The organism is Microcoleus sp. B6-A1 (genome assembly GCF_036705085.1).
Taxonomy (GTDB): Bacteria; Cyanobacteriota; Cyanobacteriia; order Cyanobacteriales; family Microcoleaceae; genus Microcoleus.
Map to the genome: position 1 here is coordinate 1 of NZ_JAUBTU010000119.1, position 20556 is coordinate 20556.

Here is a 20556-nt window from a genome sequence, read left to right on the forward strand (position 1 = left end):
CTGGACTTCGCTCGTTAGGCTGTCTGAATCCATCGTCGCGGGTGGGTCATTGACCAAACTATAGTTTAATATAAAGCCGTCCTAAAACGACGGGGTTTCCACCCACCTTTCTGATGACTCGCATGGGAAATCGGTAATTGGTAATAGGTAATTAATCGTTACCAGGCTCTAGCCTGGTAACGCAGATCCAGAGGCTCTGCCTCCTATCTTCCTAAGTACCAGAGAGGCAGAGCCTCGCTTACATCGGTTCCCAGGCTCTAGCCGGGGAACCAGTAACCTTTAGTTTTTCCCAAAACCTTTGCCGCGATTGGTTGAAGGCATACAAAGACAGTTTTCGAGTTGCGATCGCAAAGTCTCGGTATCCAAACCCTGACCAATGAGAACAAGCTGGTTTTTGCGATCGCCTTTCCACTCGTCGTCATCCATCGAAAATCGCTTACCGCTCAAGTGAAAAATATGCCGTTTGGGACTTTCTTCAAACCACATAATCCCTTTCGCGCGAAACACATTTGTTGGCAGTTGTTGGTCTAAGAAATATTGAAATTTTCTCAGAGAAAACGGCTTGTCGCTTTGGAAAGAAATTGAGGTAAATCCGTCATTTTCTAAATGGTCGGAGTGGTCGTGATGGCTGTGGTCATGATGGTCGTGATGGTCGTGATGGCTGTGGTCGTGATGGTCGTGATGGTCGTGATGGTCGTGATGGTCGTGATGGTCGTGGTCGTGACTGCTAGCAGTTTTTTCAGATTGGAAATATTTGTCCGATTCAAACAATCCGACGCTGAGGACTAGCGGTAGGGGCACTTGCGATTTTACTGTTCGCAGAATTCGAGCACCTTCTTTGACATCGCGAATCTTAACTTCCAACAAATCTAAATCTGCTTCCTCAACCAAATCTGTTTTGTTGAGGATAATTATATCGCCGTAAGCTATTTGACTGTAAGCTGCTTGAGAGTTGAACAAATCTAAGCTGTAGTTGGCTGCGTCTACTAATGTAACTATCGAATCGAGACGAGTCAGGTCGCGCAGTTCTGTGCCTAAAAAAGTCATCGCTACTGGCAGCGGGTCGGCGAGTCCGGTTGTTTCGACTACCAGATAATCGAGATTTTCTTGACGTTCTAAAACTTTGTAAACTGCATTAACTAAATCTTCATTAATTGTGCAGCAGATGCAGCCGTTGTTCAGCTCAACCATGTTGTCGTCGGTGGTGACAATCAGTTCGTTGTCGATGCCGATTTCGCCAAATTCATTTACCAAAACTGCTGTTTTCAAGCCCTGCTGATTGGTCAGGATGTGGTTGAGCAGGGTTGTTTTGCCGCTGCCGAGAAATCCTGTAATGATTGTAACGGGCAATCCGTGTTTGGGAGCGTCCATCGCCGGTTCTGTCTCGGACTGAGTTGTAGATTGCATAGCTTGAATGTCAAATAATGTCGATCGCACTTTCTTTGTGGCTCTTATTGTATCTTAATTAGGACAAGGCCTGGTAAACCCAGTTTCTCGGAGAAATGTTGGGTTTGGTGGCATGGTATCTACGCATCAACCGGGAATCAGCCCGAGAGTGCAAAATAAGTGGGCCGCTAATTATCGGCAATTGCTAACGCGGTCGATCGCACTTTTTTATTTTTTTGATAAAATTTTGTCCAGAGTACCTGTCGCAGTTTTTGCCACTAACTCCAGCAGCGACAAATTTGGGACAGACTCAAGCTAAGTGTGATCGGCTAATTCCCGCTACTCTATAATAAATAGTTTTAATTACCGACCTGCGTAAAATATTTAAATCTCAACTATCAATTAAAACAGGGCGGTGGCTAACAACAGCCACCGCCCTCAAGATAGTATTGCGCTATCTAAATCTGTGCTTACGCAGGAAGCAAGACTGAATCAATAATGTGGATGACGCCATTATCAGCAGCAACATCGGCTGTTGTAACGGTAGAATCATTGATTTTGACACCATTGGAAGCATCAATTTTCACTTCTGAACCTTCAACTGTTTTGGCAGATGTCAGCTTGACCACATCAGCGGCCATAACTTTGCCAGAAACCACATGATAAGTCAAGATTTTTGTGAGCTTAGGAATGTCATTAAGCAGTGCTTCTACAGTACCTGCGGGAAGCTTAGCAAAAGCTTCGTCTGTAGGAGCGAAAACTGTGAAGGGGCCAGCGCCTTTGAGAGTATCTACTAAACCAGCGGCTTGGACGGCAGCAACTAGGGTTGTAAAAGAGCCTGCCGAAACGGCGGTATCAACGATATCAGCCAAGTGAGTCACCTAGTTTTTGTAATCTATAAATCACTATAACGCTAAAAAGTTAATTTAGCTACATTAATTTTTTCTCTAGTTCTGTCTGGTTTTGTGATTATTTAAGATAGCATTTTTTATTTAACTCCTTTTCTAAAATACCTATCTAAAGGTAGATAAAAGTTTTTTGACTTTACTGTATTTTAAGAGAGAGAAATGTAATCCTAAATACATTAGTAAGACGATCGCCCCTGCGCGCTGTTTAAACGTAAACGCAGGGGCGAGACAGCATCGCCCCTGCTACGAAATTTTGATTGACTTGGCAAAACACTCAACCTTCAGCGCAGCGCTAACAGATTACAAAAGCCCGCCACCCCGACTGATGGCAACAGTTTGGGAAATCCCGATCTAAACTGTTAACAACCATTAACTAGCGGAAGGGTGACATGAGATACAAACTACTAGGTCACAGCGGACTTCGCGTTTCCGAAATCTGCCTCGGAACCATGACTTTTGGGGAAGACTGGGGTTGGGGGAGCTCCTACGACGAAAGCCGTAAAATGTTCGACGCCTTTGCAAAAGCGGGCGGCAATTTCATTGATACCGCGAATCTCTACACCAACGGTACTAGCGAAAAATATGTCGGTGAGTTCATCGCAGCCGATCGCGAAAAATGGGTAGTTGCCACTAAGTATAGCCTCAACATGAAGAATGGCGAAATCAATGGTTTCGGCAACCACCGCAAAAATATGGTACAAGCAGTAGAGGCCAGTTTGAAGCGGCTGCAAGTTGAATACATAGATTTGCTGTGGCTGCACGCTTGGGATTTTACAACACCCGTCGAAGAAGTGATGCGCGCTTTTGACGATTTGGTGCGCGCCGGCAAAATTCTTTATATCGGCATTTCCGATACGCCGGCTTGGATTATTTCTCAAGCAAATACGATCGCCAACCTGCGCGGTTGGACACCATTTATCGGCTTGCAAATCGAGTATTCTTTAAAAGAGCGAACTCCTGAACGGGACTTGATCCCTATGGCAAAAGCCTTTGATATTGGCGTCACAGCTTGGAGCCCCTTAGCAGCCGGTTTGCTGACCGGAAAATACAACACTTCAGAAACAGCCAGCGAAGCTAAACGGCTTAATTCACCTGAATCTGGAAAAATTAACGAACGAGACCTCAAAATTGCTGAGGAAGTTAGCAAAATAGCAGCCGAAATTGGCAAACCTGCTTCTCAAGTAGCCCTAAATTGGCTGATCCAACAGCCAGTCGAAGTTATTCCGATTGTGGGCTCGCGCCAACTCTCGCAACTTCAGGAAAATCTGGCTTGTTTGGAGTTTGAATTAACCCCGGATCAAATGCAGCAGTTAGACAAAGTAAGTGCAATTGAATTGGGTTTCCCTCACGATTTCTTAAAGAGTTCGATGGTGCAAGATTTTGCCTTTGGAGGGGGAATCGCCAAAATTGACAGCAGCCGACTGTAAAGTTGCTGCTATTTTCTAGTCGCGGGTTTATGTGGATATTTGGCGTTTGATTGCAGATATCAGCGAACCCGCCCTTAGAGGGATGATTGACATTTGTGCTGTGGGCGCGAGGTTAAACTGACGCCCACAGCGCAAATGTCATCACTTTGCTTTCTTGTCACAGACTCGCGCAAAATCTTAGGTTTATCGTTGCGGTTGCCTGGATTCTCTGTTATTGTTGAGACAGGTACTCTCCGGTGAATTTAACCCCACTCTATAAACTGTCAATTGTTAATCTATCGGAAGTCAGAAATGTTGGTGGATTTTCTGTATAGTAGGATACAAATTTTACAAATTAGCGATCGGATGAGTTAAAAAAAAGCAAGGTTTGTCAAATCAAAAAGCAACATAAACTTGATGGCAAATTTTCTCTCATCTTCAAATAAAGCAATAAAACTCGCTCTTTTTTCACGCCGTACCTGCCAGTTAAGAGTCATTTTACAAGGTCGATCGGCACTTTAACCGCTTTTGAACCGCGCATACAAGCTAAGCGCCTCCTAAGATAGAAGTCATCCTTCAGATAGAAGTAAAGGCAGGAAAACTGGGTTAGATTTAACAACAATAGCAAGTCAAACCATATTAACTTATCTCAAACTTTCACTTCTGAAAAAAGCAGATAAGCCTGTTTTTTCCGCAGCTAAACAGTTTCTTTGTTTGGCTCAATGAATGCGGCGCTTGCTCGTCAATAAAAGTTCTCAGATTGAGGCTTGCGACTTTCAGTAAGACAAGGCTGAGAAAGATATCCTATTGACCAATTTTAACTGACAAATTTTCATTGACAAATTCCAGAGGCTAATATGTCGCCCCCAGAACACTCAGTAAACAATAATTATAGCAATAAAGGTCGAGCATGGGAGATCCGATTTACCTCTATAGATCCTGCCAAATCGCCCTCTCAATTCGCTCCCTCGCCCACATTGCGCGCCAACTTATCAAAAACTGAGGCTTTAGATGCACCAGATTTAGTTTGCCTGTCTCATTTGCGGTGGAATTTTGTCTATCAGCGTCCGCAACATCTCTTGAGCCGCTGTGCCAAAAAGCGTCGCGTCTTCTTCGTAGAAGAACCAATTTTGAGCGAGGCTACAGATTGGTGGCTCGATGTCAGCATCCACGAAAGCGGAGTCTGGGTAATAGTACCGCACCTGAGCGAAGGAATCAGCGAAGCAACAGCACAAACTGCTCAGCAAGCCATGCTAGATGATTTGTTTCGATCTGCAGAAATTAGCCAGTACATCCTCTGGTATTACACACCAATGGCTGTCAGTTTCACAAACCACTTAAAGCCGCTAGCTGTAGTCTACGACTGCATGGATGAACTGTCAGCATTCAAAGGCGCGCACCCGGATTTAAAAGCAAATGAAAACCAATTATTAAAGCGCGCCAGCGTAGTATTTACCGGGGGACACAACCTTTACGAAGCCAAACAGCACCAGCACCCAAACATTCACGCTTTCCCCAGCAGCATCGAAAAAGAACACTTTGCGACAGCCAGGAATCTTTCACAAGAACCGTCGGATCAAAAAGACATTCCTCACCCGCGTTTGGGATTTTATGGCGTCATAGACGAACGCATGGATATCGAACTGCTGAGGGGAATTGCCCAAGCAAGGCCGGACTGGCATTTAGTCATCATTGGCCCCGTGGCGAAAATCGATCCGGCAACTCTGCCAACTCACCCAAATATCCACTATCTCGGCGGCAAATCTTATCAAGAACTGCCAGCGTATCTTGGCGGATGGGATATCGCCATGCTGCCTTTTGCGATTAACGAATCGACTAAGTTTATTAGTCCTACGAAAACTCCAGAATACCTCGCTGCCGGCAAACCTGTGATTTCTACTCCTATCCGCGACGTGGTGCGGCCCTACGGAGAAAACGGCTTGGTTCGGATTGCTAGCAATTCTTCAGAATTCGTTGCTTGTGCTCAAGAAATCCTTAGCGAAAGTTCGGACGTTCGCAGCAAATGGCTGAGTGAAGTAGACGCCTTTTTAGCAGACAATTCTTGGGACAATACCTGGGGCGAAATGCTGGGGTTGATCGAAAGTGCGATCGACGAAAAACGGCAGAAAGCCCAAGGCAGGATGAAAGTTTTAAGTTAGGAATGTTGAGGTTGAAGTTAAAGAGTTACACTTTACGGATTCAAAAATTAACACTCAACAATCCTCGCTGTATGTCCAATTACGAATTATTCCTTACCCTTACCCACAATCAGAGGTGTTTCAATGTTTGACTATTTAATCGTCGGAGCAGGATTTGCAGGTAGCGTCATTGCCGAAAGACTAGCAAATGAAGCCGGAAAAACAGTCCTGATAATTGATACCCGCAACCACATCGGCGGCAACGCATACGATCACTACGACAACCACGGCATCCTCGTACACAAATACGGCCCCCACATTTTTCACACCAATTCACGCCCTGTTTTCGAGTATCTTTCGCGCTTCACCGAGTGGCGGCCCTACGAACACCGCGTCCTCGCCAGCGTAGACGGTCAACTGCTGCCCATTCCGATCAATCTCAACACCGTAAACAAACTTTACGGACTGAATCTCACCTCATTTGAAGTAGAAGATTTCTTCGCGAAAGTAGCAGAACCAAAGGATTACATTCGCACTTCCGAAGATGTCGTTGTCAGCAAAGTCGGTCGCGAACTTTACGAAAAATTCTTCCGCAACTACACCCGCAAACAGTGGGGAATGGACCCGTCGGAACTCGACAACTCAGTGATTGCGCGCGTACCCACTCGCATTAACCGGGACGATCGCTATTTCACCGATACCTATCAAGCAATGCCGCTGCACGGCTACACTCGGATGTTTGAAAAGATGCTTTCTCACCCAAACATCAAGGTGATGCTGAATACCGACTACCGGGAGATTGAGGGTTTTATCCCTTACGGAGAAATGATTTACACCGGGCCTGTCGATTCCTATTTCAATTATTGCTACGGCAAACTTCCTTACCGTTCCTTGGAATTCAAGCACGAAACACTGAACGTAGCCGTACACCAAGAAGCACCGGTGGTAAATTACCCCAACGAGCATTTATATACTCGCTGCACCGAGTTTAAATACCTCACCGGACAAGAGCATCTAAAAACTAGCATTGTCTACGAATATCCCCAAGCTGAGGGAGACCCTTACTACCCGGTTCCCCGTCCCGAAAATGCCGAAATTTACAAGAAATATAAGGCTTTGGCTGATGCAACTCCGGGAGTCTCTTTCGTGGGAAGGCTGGCGACTTACAGGTATTACAACATGGATCAAGTGGTCGCTCAAGCTCTGACAACTTACAAACAAATTACTACCAAGCCGGTGATTGAATTGGTAGAAAATGTTAACGGTTCTGCCTCTAATGTCAGCACATCCAATGGAGTTGCCCATCCCCCAGCCACAACTTCTCTAGAAGTCGCTGCTGTCAACCACGGCAACAGCAACAGCAACGGCAAATCTGCTAGCAAGTAGCTGGAATCTGCGACTGACGGGTAAAAAGGTAAGGTGCCCACAGAGCACCTTACTCGGTTTTCATCAAAAGTTATTTAATAATTCAAACAAGCATTGAGGTAAACATGAACGTTCTAGTGAAAATTGTTTTGTCTCATGAGGTTTTGGAAAATTCTCAATTTGCTCAGTTTCAGAAAGAAATACAGCGCCTCATTGAAAGCGGTGGCAAAATTCTTATGCTGGATTTCTCACAAATAAATTTCCTGAAAAATTCCGAGTTAATGGCTGTAGTGGCGATCGTGAAATTAGTTAGAGACAGCAAATGTATACTTTTGATCTCTGCCATGAGCGAACAAGTTAGAATTCTATTTGAACTCACGGGACTACAGCAAATATTTCATTGTTTGCCGTTCGCCGAAGAATTTTCTCTCAAAAGTGAGCTAACTGAACAGTTAGGAGGTTTGCCAAGTCTTGCTAGCTAGAGGGAGAGGGTCCGATGGGGATCGGGCGAGAGGGGGGATAGGAAAAATCTTCAGGGTTTTTTCTTCTTTCTTCTGATTAATGAGTTCAGCACAAGAGAGCCTTCAGATGAGCCTGTTTTAAGGTGCAGAACTTCTGCAAATTAATCAGCAAAAAACTTGTCAAAGTCAGGGTAATTGTCGCTAACCTATAAATATAACTTTGGGTAGATGTGCCGATGAGTTGGTTAGGTAGAGCACTTGAAAATTGCGAGATAGAAGAGTCTGCAACTCTTGATAGTAAGGTGACTGTTCAAGGGAGGAAAACAGGTTATCCGCGCCCCCAATTGCGCCGGAGCAACTGGATTTGTCTCAACGGTCAGTGGAGGTTTGCTTACGATGACGCGGGCCACTGCGTGCAGCCGATCGATATTTCGGAGTGGACTCACACTATAGAAGTGCCGTTTGCTCCAGAATCGGCAAAAAGCGGGATCGGCGACACGAATTTTCACGCCAACTGCTGGTATGAACGCGAATTTGACGTACCCCACACAGAAGGCAGAGTTCTCCTCCACTTTGGGGCCGTAGACTACCGCGCCCGCGTCTGGGTGAACGGTCAGTTTGTCATCGAACACGAAGGCGGACACACTCCTTTCACCGTAGACATTACAGCACTTGTGAACCTCAACGGGCCGCAGCGGGTGACAGTCTGGGCCCAGGACGACCCGCAAGATTTGGAGCAACCGCGCGGCAAGCAAGACTGGCAAATAGAGCCCCACAGTATTTGGTATCCGCGCACGACGGGCATTTGGCAGACAGTCTGGGTAGAATTGGTGCCTCACACTTATATCGAGCGCATCCGCTGGACTCCCCAGTTTGAACGCTGGGAAATCGGTTTTGAAGCGTTTGTCGCGGGCGATCGCCAGTCGGGAATCCAGATTAAAGTTAAACTGTCGATCGGCTGTATGCTGCTGGTCAACGACACCTACGAAGTCATCAACGGCGAAATCCACCGTCGCATCGCCCTCTCAGACCCTGGTATCGACGACTACCGCAACGAATTGCTGTGGAGTCCCGAAAAACCGACGCTAATTAACGCTCAAGTGCAGTTGTGGGCCGACGGCAAACTCCTCGACGAGGTTAAATCTTATACCGCCATGCGGACGGTCAGCATCCAGCGCGATCGCTTCATGCTAAACGGCCGCCCCTACTATTTGCGACTGGTGCTCGACCAAGGTTACTGGCCCGACACCATGATGACGGCCCCTTCCGACGAAGCTTTGCGGCAGGATGTCGAATTAGTCAAAGCAATGGGTTTCAACGGCGTCCGCAAGCACCAAAAAATCGAAGACCCCCGATTTTTGTACTGGGCTGACGTGCTGGGGCTCCTAGTTTGGGAAGAAATGCCCAGCGCCTACCGCTTCACTCCCAAAGCCGTGCAACGGCTGACGCGCGAGTGGACGGAAGTCATCGACCGCGACGCCAGCCACCCCTGTATCGTAGTCTGGGTGCCGTTCAACGAATCTTGGGGAGTTCCGAATTTAGTCGAAGCCGCAGCCCACCGCAACTACGTGCAAGCGCTGTATTTCTTGACAAAAACCCTCGATCCGACTCGCCCCGTCATCGGTAACGACGGCTGGGAAAGCATCGATACCGATATCCTGGCGATTCACGACTACGACAACAACCCGCAAACCCTAGCCAAACGCTACGGGCCCGAAGTCCAGCTAGCCGATTTGTTCGATCGCGGGCGTCCCGGCGGGCGAGTCCTCACCCTCGACGGCCACCCGCACCAAGGACAGCCGGTGATGCTGACAGAATTCGGTGGCATCGCCTGCGCCGGTCGCGAAAACCCCGATTTTTACAGGGTTTGGGGCTACGTGCGCGCGTCGGACACGCTGGAACTCCAAGGGCGCTACAGCGCGCTGTTGAAGGTGGTAAACCGAGTGGAAATGTTCAGCGGATTTTGTTACACGCAGTTAACCGATACTTACCAAGAAGCTAACGGTTTGCTGTATGCCGATCGCACTCCCAAGTTTCCCCTAGAGGTCATCTCGGCGGCAACTCTCGGCTGGGATATTCCCGAAGAAAGTTCACAGCCGCCAGCTATTACTCACTGCTAAATAGACTAAAGAATCAAGAGGGTATTTAAGTAAAAGTAGGGTGCGTCGCTGCCACAATCCCAGCTATTTACAAAGATTCCTTAGCGACGCACCATAACGCCATAACTAAAAGTAGAGTGCGTCGCTGCGACAATCTCAGCTATTTACAAAGATTCCTTAGCGACGCACCATAACGCCATAAGTCTGACGTAACTTAAGGTTTAGTCTGGTGCGTCGCTACTGAGATTTTTGCTTTGAGTTGAAGCTAGTCGAGGGCGACGCACCCTACGATACTAAAGTCATTACTACGAACCTTAAAACCTCACTGTCAACTGTCAACTGTCAACTATCAACTATTTAACAACGATGTTTCAAAGTTTTTTCATGGGCGGTTTTGAGTGCTCTACCCACAAATTGCGTTCGGGAAAGCGTCTCGACGTAACAGCCGCCACCGGTCACGATAAATTTGCAGCCGCCGACTACCAACGCTTGCAGCAGCAAGGCATTTACACAGTCCGTGAAGGCCTCCGCTGGCACTTAATTGAACAGTCGCCCGGAAAATATGATTTTTCCAGTTCCCTGCCAATTATCCGGGCCGCCCGCGACATGAAAATGCAGGTAATTTGGGATTTGTTTCACTACGGCTGGCCAGACGATATTGATATTTTCAGTCCCGAATTTGTGTCCAGGTTTGCAAGCATGGTGCGCGCTTTTATGGAAGTGCTAACTGAGGAAACAGACCAAACACCTTTTGTAACACCTGTCAATGAAATTTCATTTATTGCTTGGGCAGGCGGCGATGTCGCCTACATCAATCCGTTTGCGAAAGGGCGGGGAGACGAGCTAAAAATCCAGTTAATCAAAGCTTCGATCGCAGCGATAGAATCAGTTTGGCAAGTCAATCCCCGCACCCGCATCGTTCAAATCGACCCCACAATTAACATTATTGCTGACCCTGACAAACCGGAGGATCGGGACGCGGCGGAAGGTTATCGCTTATCTCAATATCAAGCTTGGGATATGTTGGCTGGACGTTTTCGCCCGGAACTCGGCGGTAAGGAAAAATATCTCGATATTATTGGGGTGAATTATTACGATCGCAATCAGTGGATTCACAATGAAGAGCCCATGAAATACACCGATCCGCTGTACCGCCCGTTTCGCGAAATGCTGCAAGAAGTGTTCGATCGCTACGGCCGCCCCTTATTCATAGCAGAAACAGGCACTGAAGACGATTTTAGACCTGTCTGGTTTAATTATGTGTGCACTGAGGTAGCGGCGGCGATGAAAGCAGGGGTTCCGATAGAGGGAATCTGCTTGTATCCGATTGTCAACCATCCGGGCTGGGACGACGACAGGCACTGTTACAATGGTTTGTGGGATTATTGCAATGAATCGGGCGATCGGGAAATTTACCAACCTTTGGCGGATGAATTGCAGTTTCAAAGGCAGCAGATTGAACCGTTGCTGAAGTCGAAGGATTGACAATCGGGGCGATCGGCGATTTAAAAATAGGCGATTTCAATCGGCGATTGAAATCGCTTCTATACAAACGAAGTCCGCCTTCGCGGACTAAGAGATTGAGGGATTTTTAAGCCGGATTTGATGTTGGATATAAAGGGGCGATCGATCTTCTATTTCCTGGGAGGAATGAGGGGCGATCGCTTCTGAGTTAGGACTTACGCACAGACACTATCTGTAGGGCGATGCACAATCTTTAATTTTATCCTCTTTGGTAAAGTGAACTAAACTTAGATTGAGAAAATTCTCCATTTTCCACAAAGTATTGAAGAACTGGACGAAGTTCTTGAAGTTCTGATTTAGTCAAAGAACCGCGAACACCCATTTCAATAGCACCTAAAATTCTGTTTATTGTTAAAGTTTGCGTGTGAATGTCATTATTTGGTACGGTCTTTTTCATTTGTTCACTATGAAGTTCATGGCGGGTAGCCTTTAGTTTAGCTATCATATCTTCACGACTCAAGCCTTCCAGTTGTTTGAGTATAGATGTAATTGTCATATTCTAAAATCTCCTGTTCTTTAGCAAATGAAATCAATTGAATTTTTTAGAATTATAGGGCCTTCTAAAACTCCCATTCATAATCTGGATCGTCAAGGGCTGTTCTGACAGATGTCAAATTAGCAAGGTCTTTGAAAGGACTAGACTTAGCTATTTCGGTAATTGAAGTCATGGTTAAAGCTAACTGGTTATTATCACCGATTGCTATTGCCTCATCGACCTTTTCAAACAGAAATTTGAAATTATTAGCACGTTCATCAAACGAACATTCAAGATACTCGATCAAAGCATCGCGTTTTGCTTGAATGTCGGCAATTGTTGCTTTTTCCCAAGCTTCTATACCACGCCGTTTAGTCTGTTCTTGCTCTGCAACTATTTTGTATTCGGTGTAAGCTTCAACAACATCGCGGAAGCACTCAGCAGCCGAGCCGGGATTAAAGATTTCTACAGGAACTTTTTTAGCTCTCATTTCTATTGGCCTGGTAAAATTCGATATTTCAACAGAACAGAATCCTAAAACACCCGCGTCTGCCACCAAGGAGTATTCTTAATTTCCTTCTGAAGATTGCGGACTTCTTTTTGAAGATTTCGGACTTCATCCATCATGGATTCTTTGCGAAAGAGGCTGATAGCTTTCTGAAAATCTGCTACGGCTTCCTCTCTTTTTGCCTTTTCTCTGCGTATAGAACCCCTTTTAACGTAGGCATAAGCATTGTCTGGCTCTATTTTGATGACCTGATTGTAGTCGGCAAGAGCTCCCCGCTTGTCTCCCTTTTCATGGCGGACGCATCCCCGATGAAAATAAGCATTTGTACAGTTTGGTTCTATCTTGATGACTTGATTGTAGTCAGCCATTGCACTATCATAATCCTTGTTTGCTACGTGTGCATGACCGCGATACAAATAATTAACTGCTTCATTAGGGCTAAGCTTTATAACCTGAGTGAAATCGGCAATAGCTCCTTTATAATTCTTTACTTGGGCGCGAGCATAACCCCGCTGAAAATACAGGTTAACATCATTAGGTTTAGTTTTGATAACTTGAGTGAAGTCAGCAATGGCTTTTTTGTAATGTTCTAGCTCAACAAGTAAACAGCCCCGCGTGAAGTAGGCATCGACACAGTTAGGGTCAAGTTTGATAACTTGAGTATAATCAGCAATGGCACTCTCATAATCCTCTAGTTCAGTATATGCTAAACCACGACAGTAGTAGGCATTCACATTACTAGGATCGATAGTGATAACTTGAGTGAAGTCAGCAATAGCTTCTTTGTAATTTTTTAGTTCGCTGTAGGCACTTCCTCGTATTAAGTGGATATCCGCATTGCCGGGAGCGAGTTTGATGACTTGGGTATAGTCGGCAATTGCCTTGCTATAATCATTTTTAGCGACGTAAATGTTACCTCGATTGCGGTAAGCATCTACATAGCTAGGATCGAGCTGGATAGTTTTAGTGTAATCTGAAATTGCTCCTGCATAATTGTGCTGTTCATCGAGAATACAGCCGCGCACAAAGTAGGCATAAACATTTTGAGAATTGAGTTCGATCGCTTTCGTAAAATCTTCAATAGCGGCCCCGTACTGTCCACTCTCAAGCTTTTCTATTCCTCGGTTAAAAAAGTCTTCATCGCTCTTGAAGAAATCAAAAAATCCTGTAATTCCCTTAGATACGCCTTTGCCTACATTCTTAACGGTAGATTCTGCTGTGACACCAGCCATTGCTACGCCTTTGCCTACATTCTTAACTGTAGATTCTGCTGTGGCACCAGCCATTGCACCGCCCAATATGATTAAAGGAATAGCCAGAGGCCCTAGAGCAGCCGCACCCAAAGTTACACCAGCCGCAAGTGCTGCACCTCCTCCTACAACTGCACCCGCTTGGTTTTCTTTTGTGAAGTCATTCTCAGTACATACCGTATGTAAATCACCAACATTTCCTAAAATTTCCCAAGGATTCATTGCAACCTCCTTATTTTTAAGTAGTAAGGTGGGAAATGCCCACCCTACAAATAGATTTTCTGCGTAAGTCTTGAGACTACTTGGATCGTGATTTCTATTTCCCTGGTAAAATCCGATATTTCTCCAAAACCTTCACAGTACCGAGGTTAAGCTTACCGTCATTATTTAAGACAGGAGTTTTCAACATTTCTACAAGTCCCTTCATCAGAAGGCCTACCTGTTGGAACTTCTCAGCATCCCTCTTAGCATCAAAAGGCTGAGATTCTAGTTGACTCAAACCTTCAACAGCACGAGTGTTCATGGATTCAAACACTCCTCTCAACTCAATTATCCGCTGTCTTACCTGTTTGGCAAAGTCCTTAGCAAGTTTCATGTCTGCGATCGCCTTATTGACTTGAGCTTCATGCTCTCGCGCCTTTGTCATCGCTTTCTCGCCTTCACTAGCAGCAAAAAAGCCACCAATCGCCAAAGCTGGTAAAAGGGTGATACCGCCTAGCACAGCAGCACCCAGAGCCATACCGCCCCCACCAGCGGCGATCGCTCCACCGCCAAACCATGCTAAAGTTGCATTCCAAGCAGCCGCTCCACTGAGAGTTGAGATAGCGGTTCCGGTGCTTGCAGCTCCTAGTGTAGTAACAGCACCAATAGCACCGCCGTAACCTGCTGCGGCTGCTCCAGCAGATTTAACGCCAGCCATAAAATATTGTTCTGCTCCTACCGCCGCAGCTTTGTACTCCTTCATCTGCTGAACTGAAAAATCCATCCCTTCTAAAAGCCGCTTTTCACTTTCTGAAGCCTTCCGACCAGTATTTTCAAGGAAGGTAACAAAGCGCTTAATTGTGCTTCTTATGACATTCAGTTGCAGTTGACCGTACTCTTCGGCTAATCTGTTTGTGGCTGCTTCTTCTCTTTTCAAATCTTCAACCGCACGCTCGAATCGCTTTTGAGCTTCCTGGGCAAGTTCATTAGCTTTCTGACCTGGATAGAATGAAGGCATAAAATACTCCTAAGTCTGATTTCTCGACATCTTAAAAACAGAGGATTTTTTAGATACTTTGGCTTAATAACTCTGTGCTGGAGAAAACTCTACGCGGCAAGAAGTGAGCCTTGCCAGAATTTCCTGTGTAAAATTAATCACGATCCTGCTTTCCCTGATCCTAACCTAACCACCTTTAACAAAGAAACTAATCAGCATTAGGAATTGTGCTAGACTTTGATTATAAAAAATCCAGAAACCTATCCCCTGCAATGGCATCCTCTAACGATCGCTTCTCCGAAGCTGCCCGCGACTGGGACTTAGAAACTCTTTACACAGACCTAGCATCCGCCAAGGGAAAGCGGCTCACGCCCACAGAGAAACAACATCTACGGGGTCTACTCTGCGGCTACAGTCCCGCCGAAATTGCCGAAAGGCTCAGTAAAAACCCCAAGGGAATTGCGGTAGATTTCTGTAATACTTTATACCAATATGTAAAAAATCTTGTAGGTAAAGCTGATGAAAAGGTAGAAAACTGGAGGAAGATTTGTGAATGGCTGGAGGACGCAGGATATAAAACTCAGCCATCTCCCGAACCTGAATCAGGTGATTGTTTACCAATAAAATTCTTAATAAAAAAAGCAAATGTAGTTGTTGATAAAAATCAAATCATAGTTGATATAAACCTGCGAATAGTCGCCTCCTCACCTTCAGAGATTCCCATTATAGAAAAGTTTGATATCAATGGCAATGGTGCAAACTAAGGAAAGTGCGATCGAACTGAGATGTTGCACCATTCTCAATTACTTGTTTATCAACAGGCTTTTCGGCCTGTTCCACAAGAAAATTCACTCTTTGTGGAACAGGCCGAAAAGCCTGTTAAGCGAGAATGGTGCAAGATGTGCGATCGAACGCATCAACTTAATGTTAGACCCAATAGCAATAAGGGCGGGCAAGATGCCCACCCCACATACTAGATATCACTTGGATATCAGACTTAAATTTTCAATACCCCCAGGGGAATTCGAATCCCCGTCGCATCCGTGAAAGGGATGTGTCCTAGGCCTCTAGACGATGGGGGCGCGTCGTTGCGTTTGCTTGTGTTCCGCACCTTTATTACCTTAACTAATCTTTCCCAATCTGTCAACTACTTTGGGAAACTTTTTTTTCTACTCGTCCCAAAGCACGTCACAGTAGGCTTTGAGGATGGCGGCGCAATTGCCGATCGCCCCGAGATGAGCAATTTCAAAGCCGTGGGTGTTCTGGGTGGGGAAAGCCAAACAAGCGGCGCGGGCTACGTGGCCGAACTTCATGGCGATCGAAGCATCGCTCCCAAAACCGCTAATTACCGCCAACTGCACCTCTACATCCGATGCTGCGGCTGCTGCGCGCAAGTGGGCGTTCAATCCTTCATCGTAGACTCCGTAGCCGTCCTGAACCAGCAAAACCGGGTTTTCGCCGTCACGAATCGGGTATTCCGGCGCCAGAGGGCAAATTTCCAAAGCGATCAGCGCGTCCAACGGCTGGCGCTGGGTGAAATACAAAGCTCCGATCGCCCCAACCTCCTCCTTCGCCGACGCGACCAAATAAACATTCACCGCAGGCTCTTTCAAACATTCCGCCAGAGCCAGCAAAATCGCCACTGAAGCCTTGTTGTCCAGAGTGTAGCTCGCGATCCAGTCCTTCAACCGCAGCGGGCGCTTGCGGTGCTTTCCCACCACCATCCGCGTGCCCGGTCGAATTCCGGCCTCGGCTAATTCCTCGGCGGTACACTTAGTTTCAATCCAGGCATTTTCCCACTTTAAAGAAACATCTTCCTGCTGAGCTTTCTGAGCAGATTCGTGAGAAACATGGCGGGAACCGAAGCTGAGAATGCCGCTAATTGTTTGCTTGTCTCCGAGCAAATCCACCACGCCTTCGCCGTAAACCCAAGGAAATGCGCCGCCCAATCTGCGGACTTCCACCCGGCCACTCTCGCCTATTGTTTTAACTAGGGCCCCAATTTCGTCTTTGTGGGCGGTAATGGCGATCGACTTTTCGGGATTGCGACCCTTAATTAGGGCGATCGCATTGTCCGCGCGATCGACCCAAGCATTCACTCCCAGGGCGGCGAATTTTTCCATCAACCGCTGGTTAATTTCCGATTCCGCACCGCTGGGTGAGTGCAGCATTACTAATTCTTCGATTGTTTGGAATAGGCGATCGAACTCTAACATTTTTTATTTTCGTTTTTAGGAGCGAATTTTGACATATATTAAAGCACATTTACTCACTCTTTCCCGGCGGTACACTTAGTTTCAATTCAGGCATTTTCCCACTTGAAAAAACATCTTCCTGCTGAGCTTTTTGAGGAGCTTAGGAATGAAGCAATTGGAGGCAGCAAAGGGCCATTGAGTAACAAGATTCATGCGATCGCGTGGATGCGTTGGGCAATCCGTTGGAGTTTCACCTCACCCCCCGACAAACTGGTGACGCGAGCAGGAGGCGACCAACTGCAGCCATTACTGGTGGCGGATACACTGCTGGCTAACAAGGGCTATGATCCAGATCAGCGCGTGATTGACCGCCTCAATGCCGAGGGGAAGACCACCGTCATTTCACCTCGCCGCAATTGCAAGACCCTGGAAACTTACGATGCTCAATTGTACAAAGCCCGTCATTTGATTAAGAACTTTTTTCCCAAGCTGAAGCAGTATCAGGGAATCGCGACGCGCTATCACCCTAGGCGGTGAACTTTCCGGCGTGCGATTCTTCTGGTTGCTGCCGTCATCGGGTTGAATTGATGACACCCCCTAAATTAACTTGACAGTGCCGTAAACTAATATGCCTAACCTCTTGAGCACCTTCTTTTCTAGTAATTTCATTCCTCACGGGCATTGTTACCTCTGGAAACCGGGGTTAGTCTGGCTGCACTTAACGTCCGATGCCTTGACTACCCTCGCTTATTACTCGGTGGCGTTTGCCATTGTTTACTTTACGAATGAGCGTAAGGATCTGCCTGCTCACACCGTGATGCTGCTGGTGGGTTTCTTTTTTATTTTTGCCTTATGTGGCACGACGCACCTAATGGGAATAGTGACACTTTGGCACCCCATTTATTGGGTTTCAGGACTGATCAAAGCTGTCACTGGTGTTTGGTCTTTCTATACGTTCACTTTTTTACTGATTCCCTTAATTCCAGTGGCACTCGATACGCCCAGTCCAGCTCAACTTGCCCTTACAAACCAGGAACTAGAAAATAGTCGCCGCCGTATCCAGGCGATTAATGTGGAGCTAGAGCAACGGGTGCAGGAACGCACTGCCCAACTGGAAGCGTCTAATCGCACCAAAGACGCCTTATTGATGCGTGAACAAATAATTCGGGCAGAGGCAGAGGCAGCTAACCGTGCCAAGGATGAGTTTCTCTCGATTCTTTCTCATGAACTCAGAACTCCTCTCAACGCGATCTTAGGATGGTCAACGATGTTAAGGCAAAAAAACCTGAGTGAGGATAAGGTGGCGCGGGCTTTGGAGACGATCGAGCGAAACGCGAAGTCTCAAGCCCAGCTCATCGAAGACATCCTCGATGTTTCTCGCATCATCACAGGTAAACTGCGTCTCCGAGTCCGTCCTGTCAACCTCGTGCCGGTGATTGAATCGGCGATTGAGTCTGTACAGTTGGCGGCTGAGGCAAAGTCTATTCGCCTGCAAAGCGTGCTCGATTCTGAAGCTGGCCCGCTCTTGGGTGATGCCGATAGGTTGCAGCAAGTTGTGTGGAATCTACTTTCTAATGCCCTCAAATTTACGCCTAAAGACGGGCGAGTCCAGATTAGTTTGCAGCGGGTTAATTCCCATGTTGAAATTACTGTCAGCGACACTGGAACAGGCATCAGCTCGGACTTTCTACCGTTTGTCTTCGATCGCTTCAGCCAGCACGACAGCACGACTACTCGCAGTTATGGGGGGTTGGGTTTAGGGTTAGCCATTGTGCGTCAATTAGTTGAATTACATGGCGGGACTGTAACGGTAGTGAGTCCAGGGATAGGACAGGGGACGACCTTTACAGTCAAACTGCCCGTGATGATTATCCATCTACCACCGAGCGATCCAGAGCCATTAAACTCGCTCGTCGTCGAGGGGAATGGGAGGTTTCAGGCCTCACCGACCCTTGAAGGCTTAAAAATCTTAGTGGTAGAGGACGAGGCTGACGCGCTAGAGTTGCTGAGCACGATTCTCGAAAAGTATGGTGCTGATGTCATCGCTGTGGCTTCGGTAAAGGAGGCCTTGACCATTATCGAAACCGCAACGGATCGCAGCCCCGATGTTTTAGTGAGCGATATTGGGATGCCGGATGAGGATGGCTACTCCCTGATCCGCAAGTTGCGTCAACTTGAAGTGCAGCGGGGCGGTAGGCTACCCGCGATCGCGCTGACGGCTTATGCCCGGAATGACGATCGTCAGCAGGCACTATTAGCAGGTTTTCAGATGCATTTGACCAAACCCGTAGATGCTGCTGAGTTAGTGGCGGTGGTGGCCAGCCTCACCGGACGTATAAGCAGGTGGTGACATACCAAGGATGAGTTTTTTTGAGTTGAGGTAAGGTCTTCTTCTGACTGTAGTAATCTGGATTGTCCCGCAGTTGGGGTAAGTGGCAAACCAGAGGACAAGCATTGATGGGAGAACGGTTTTGCTCCGTACCTACCTTGACGGGCCTATTCATCCCACACTAACCTGATTACAGGTATAGTGTGGGGATTTCGGCGCTTTAGCTAACTCTTCAATTGTTGGGAGCCGTCCATCGAACTCTAACATTTTTCAATTCCGTGTTTTGAAGCGCATTTTGACATATATTAAAGCATATTTACTCTCAATTTACTCTTCTTATGAACAAAAAAACTAACTCTCTGTAATGAGATATAGCACCTTTTCAACCAACTCGTAATCAGCCGGATTTGTTGACTAAAACTCTCGGCTTCAGGTTAAATTTGAAGACATAAACTCAATTTAAAAGCCGTGCAAAATGTGAATTATTACCTAGAAGCTTTTCCATCATCTAACGTTATTTTAAAATTAAAACAAATCTCAATCTCTCCCTATGCTTGTCCATAAACTTCAGCAACTCGTGCAGCGCCAAATTCGAGCCAAAAAGTTAGGGATTAAATTTAACAGAGTTGCTAACTTTCAATTGCCCGAACAATTAATTGTGCAAGGAAAACTGTATCAAGTAAAGGTGCCTTCAGAGAAAGGCATGGACGGAGAATTTATAGAAGTGCTTTTAGACGACTGCTACGGAGTCGAGCAATTATCTGAATCGCTGATGACAATTATTGATATTGGAGCCAATGTCGGGTTATTTCCGATTGCTGCGAGGAACAGGTTTCCCCAGGCCGTAATTCACGCCTACGAAGCTAATCCATACCTAGAAAATTACCTCAAACATCAATCGCAAATTTTACATATTTTATGGAAGCAGTAGGATGTCGAGATTGTAAAGTAGTCCTCGACATTCGCGAAGTTTCGGGAAAAACCCGATCGACAGTTAGCGAAAGTGGCGAAATACCAATGGTATCATTTCGCAGGGCGATGGAGCGAATTGGTGGTAGCGTCGATTTAGCCAAAGTAGACTGCGAAGGTGGAGAATGGCTGTTATTTGAAGATCGAGATACTTGGCAACTTGTGGAAAACCTTTCTTTAGAATATCACTTGTGGTCTGGTCACACTCACGCGGAAACCCGACAAATTATTGAAAACTTAGGATTTCGGCTCGGCAACCAAATACCAATAGATAAGTAGTTAAGCAAAATTAATTACATAATTATCTCCAAATTCTTTAAGAATTTTTTCTACAGATGAAACAAG

19 protein-coding genes and 1 tRNA gene are annotated in these 20556 nt (G+C 46.4%); 11 read left to right on the forward strand and 9 right to left on the reverse strand.

The genetic code is table 11. The features are described 5' to 3' along the window. Nucleotides 1-279 precede the first annotated feature (279 nt). Together QUB11_RS28145 and QUB11_RS28150 are read right to left on the reverse strand one after the other, a co-directional pair. Complete coding sequence (locus QUB11_RS28145; RefSeq protein WP_333206316.1) at nt 280-1407, reverse strand: GTP-binding protein; 1128 nt, start codon at nt 1405-1407, stop codon at nt 280-282. 449 nt (nt 1408-1856) lie between these two features. After that, on the reverse strand, nt 1857-2258 hold the full coding sequence (locus QUB11_RS28150; protein ID WP_333157038.1) for a fasciclin domain-containing protein: 402 nt from the start codon (nt 2256-2258) through the stop codon (nt 1857-1859). 425 nt (nt 2259-2683) lie between these two features. Between QUB11_RS28150 and QUB11_RS28155 the strand changes: the two genes are divergently transcribed. From QUB11_RS28155 to QUB11_RS28180, 6 genes are all read left to right on the forward strand, one after another. After that, nucleotides 2684-3721 carry an aldo/keto reductase gene (locus tag QUB11_RS28155; RefSeq protein WP_333392231.1) on the forward strand — a complete coding sequence of 346 codons (1038 nt, stop codon included), beginning with the start codon at nt 2684-2686 and terminating at the stop codon, nt 3719-3721. Between the two features lie 836 nt (nt 3722-4557). Beyond that, entirely contained in the window at nt 4558-5859 is a 1302-nt protein-coding gene (locus tag QUB11_RS28160; protein WP_333392232.1) for a glycosyltransferase family 1 protein, read from the forward strand. A 123-nt stretch (nt 5860-5982) separates the two neighbouring features. Further along, complete coding sequence (glf, locus tag QUB11_RS28165) at nt 5983-7224, forward strand: UDP-galactopyranose mutase (RefSeq protein ID WP_333392234.1); 1242 nt, start codon at nt 5983-5985, stop codon at nt 7222-7224. Nucleotides 7225-7328: 104 nt separating this feature from the next. Further along, a complete protein-coding gene (locus QUB11_RS28170) occupies nt 7329-7685 on the forward strand; it encodes an STAS domain-containing protein (RefSeq protein WP_333107872.1) in 357 nt (118 codons plus the stop codon). A gap of 215 nt (nt 7686-7900) precedes the next feature. Beyond that, the gene (locus QUB11_RS28175; RefSeq protein WP_333392236.1) at nt 7901-9784 is read left to right on the forward strand and encodes a glycoside hydrolase family 2 TIM barrel-domain containing protein; all 1884 of its coding nucleotides are present in this window, start codon (nt 7901-7903) and stop codon (nt 9782-9784) included. Nucleotides 9785-10129: 345 nt separating this feature from the next. Next, nucleotides 10130-11248, forward strand: coding sequence for a beta-glucosidase (locus tag QUB11_RS28180; RefSeq protein WP_333392238.1), 1119 nt, complete (start codon nt 10130-10132; stop codon nt 11246-11248). A gap of 238 nt (nt 11249-11486) precedes the next feature. On the opposite strand, the gene QUB11_RS28185 is transcribed toward QUB11_RS28180, so the two are convergent. The 4 genes from QUB11_RS28185 to QUB11_RS28200 all read right to left on the reverse strand — a co-directional run bounded on the left by QUB11_RS28185 (nt 11487) and on the right by QUB11_RS28200 (nt 14739). Further along, on the reverse strand, nt 11487-11783 hold the full coding sequence (locus QUB11_RS28185) for a hypothetical protein (protein ID WP_333392239.1): 297 nt from the start codon (nt 11781-11783) through the stop codon (nt 11487-11489). 64 nt (nt 11784-11847) lie between these two features. Then, nucleotides 11848-12252, reverse strand: a complete 405-nt coding sequence (locus QUB11_RS28190) for a hypothetical protein (RefSeq protein ID WP_333392241.1) — start codon at nt 12250-12252, stop codon at nt 11848-11850. A 44-nt stretch (nt 12253-12296) separates the two neighbouring features. Next, nucleotides 12297-13742: a tetratricopeptide repeat protein gene (locus QUB11_RS28195; RefSeq protein WP_333392244.1), complete on the reverse strand. Its 1446-nt coding sequence runs from the start codon at nt 13740-13742 to the stop codon at nt 12297-12299. Between the two features lie 94 nt (nt 13743-13836). Further along, complete coding sequence (locus QUB11_RS28200) at nt 13837-14739, reverse strand: hypothetical protein (RefSeq protein ID WP_333392245.1); 903 nt, start codon at nt 14737-14739, stop codon at nt 13837-13839. A gap of 251 nt (nt 14740-14990) precedes the next feature. On the opposite strand from QUB11_RS28200, the gene QUB11_RS28205 reads away from it, so the two are divergent. Next, nucleotides 14991-15482: a helix-turn-helix domain-containing protein gene (locus QUB11_RS28205; protein WP_333053723.1), complete on the forward strand. Its 492-nt coding sequence runs from the start codon at nt 14991-14993 to the stop codon at nt 15480-15482. Nucleotides 15483-15727: 245 nt separating this feature from the next. On the opposite strand, the gene QUB11_RS28210 is transcribed toward QUB11_RS28205, so the two are convergent. Both QUB11_RS28210 and QUB11_RS28215 read right to left on the reverse strand, forming a co-directional pair. After that, nucleotides 15728-15800: transfer RNA gene (locus QUB11_RS28210), tRNA-Glu, on the reverse strand. Nucleotides 15801-15887: 87 nt separating this feature from the next. Beyond that, entirely contained in the window at nt 15888-16934 is a 1047-nt protein-coding gene (locus QUB11_RS28215; RefSeq protein WP_333392248.1) for a M42 family peptidase, read from the reverse strand. Nucleotides 16935-17036: 102 nt separating this feature from the next. Here QUB11_RS28215 and QUB11_RS28220 point away from each other — a divergent pair, with 102 nt between their 5' ends. Beyond that, a complete protein-coding gene (locus tag QUB11_RS28220) occupies nt 17037-17450 on the forward strand; it encodes a hypothetical protein (RefSeq protein WP_333053721.1) in 414 nt (137 codons plus the stop codon). Between the two features lie 91 nt (nt 17451-17541). Beyond that, complete coding sequence (locus tag QUB11_RS28225) at nt 17542-19263, forward strand: ATP-binding protein (protein WP_333392250.1); 1722 nt, start codon at nt 17542-17544, stop codon at nt 19261-19263. Here QUB11_RS28225 and QUB11_RS28230 read toward each other — a convergent pair. Continuing rightward, nucleotides 19238-19417 carry a hypothetical protein gene (locus tag QUB11_RS28230; RefSeq protein WP_445300789.1) on the reverse strand — a complete coding sequence of 60 codons (180 nt, stop codon included), beginning with the start codon at nt 19415-19417 and terminating at the stop codon, nt 19238-19240. The two genes, QUB11_RS28225 and QUB11_RS28230, sit on opposite strands and share 26 nt — an antisense overlap. Nucleotides 19418-19792: 375 nt before the next feature. On the opposite strand from QUB11_RS28230, the gene QUB11_RS28235 reads away from it, so the two are divergent. Together QUB11_RS28235 and QUB11_RS28240 are read left to right on the forward strand one after the other, a co-directional pair. Continuing rightward, nucleotides 19793-20173: a hypothetical protein gene (locus QUB11_RS28235; protein ID WP_333206335.1), complete on the forward strand. Its 381-nt coding sequence runs from the start codon at nt 19793-19795 to the stop codon at nt 20171-20173. Then, nucleotides 20161-20490, forward strand: a complete 330-nt coding sequence (locus QUB11_RS28240; RefSeq protein ID WP_333392252.1) for an FkbM family methyltransferase — start codon at nt 20161-20163, stop codon at nt 20488-20490. Before QUB11_RS28235 ends, QUB11_RS28240 begins: the two co-directional genes overlap by 13 nt. Nucleotides 20491-20556 lie beyond the last annotated feature (66 nt).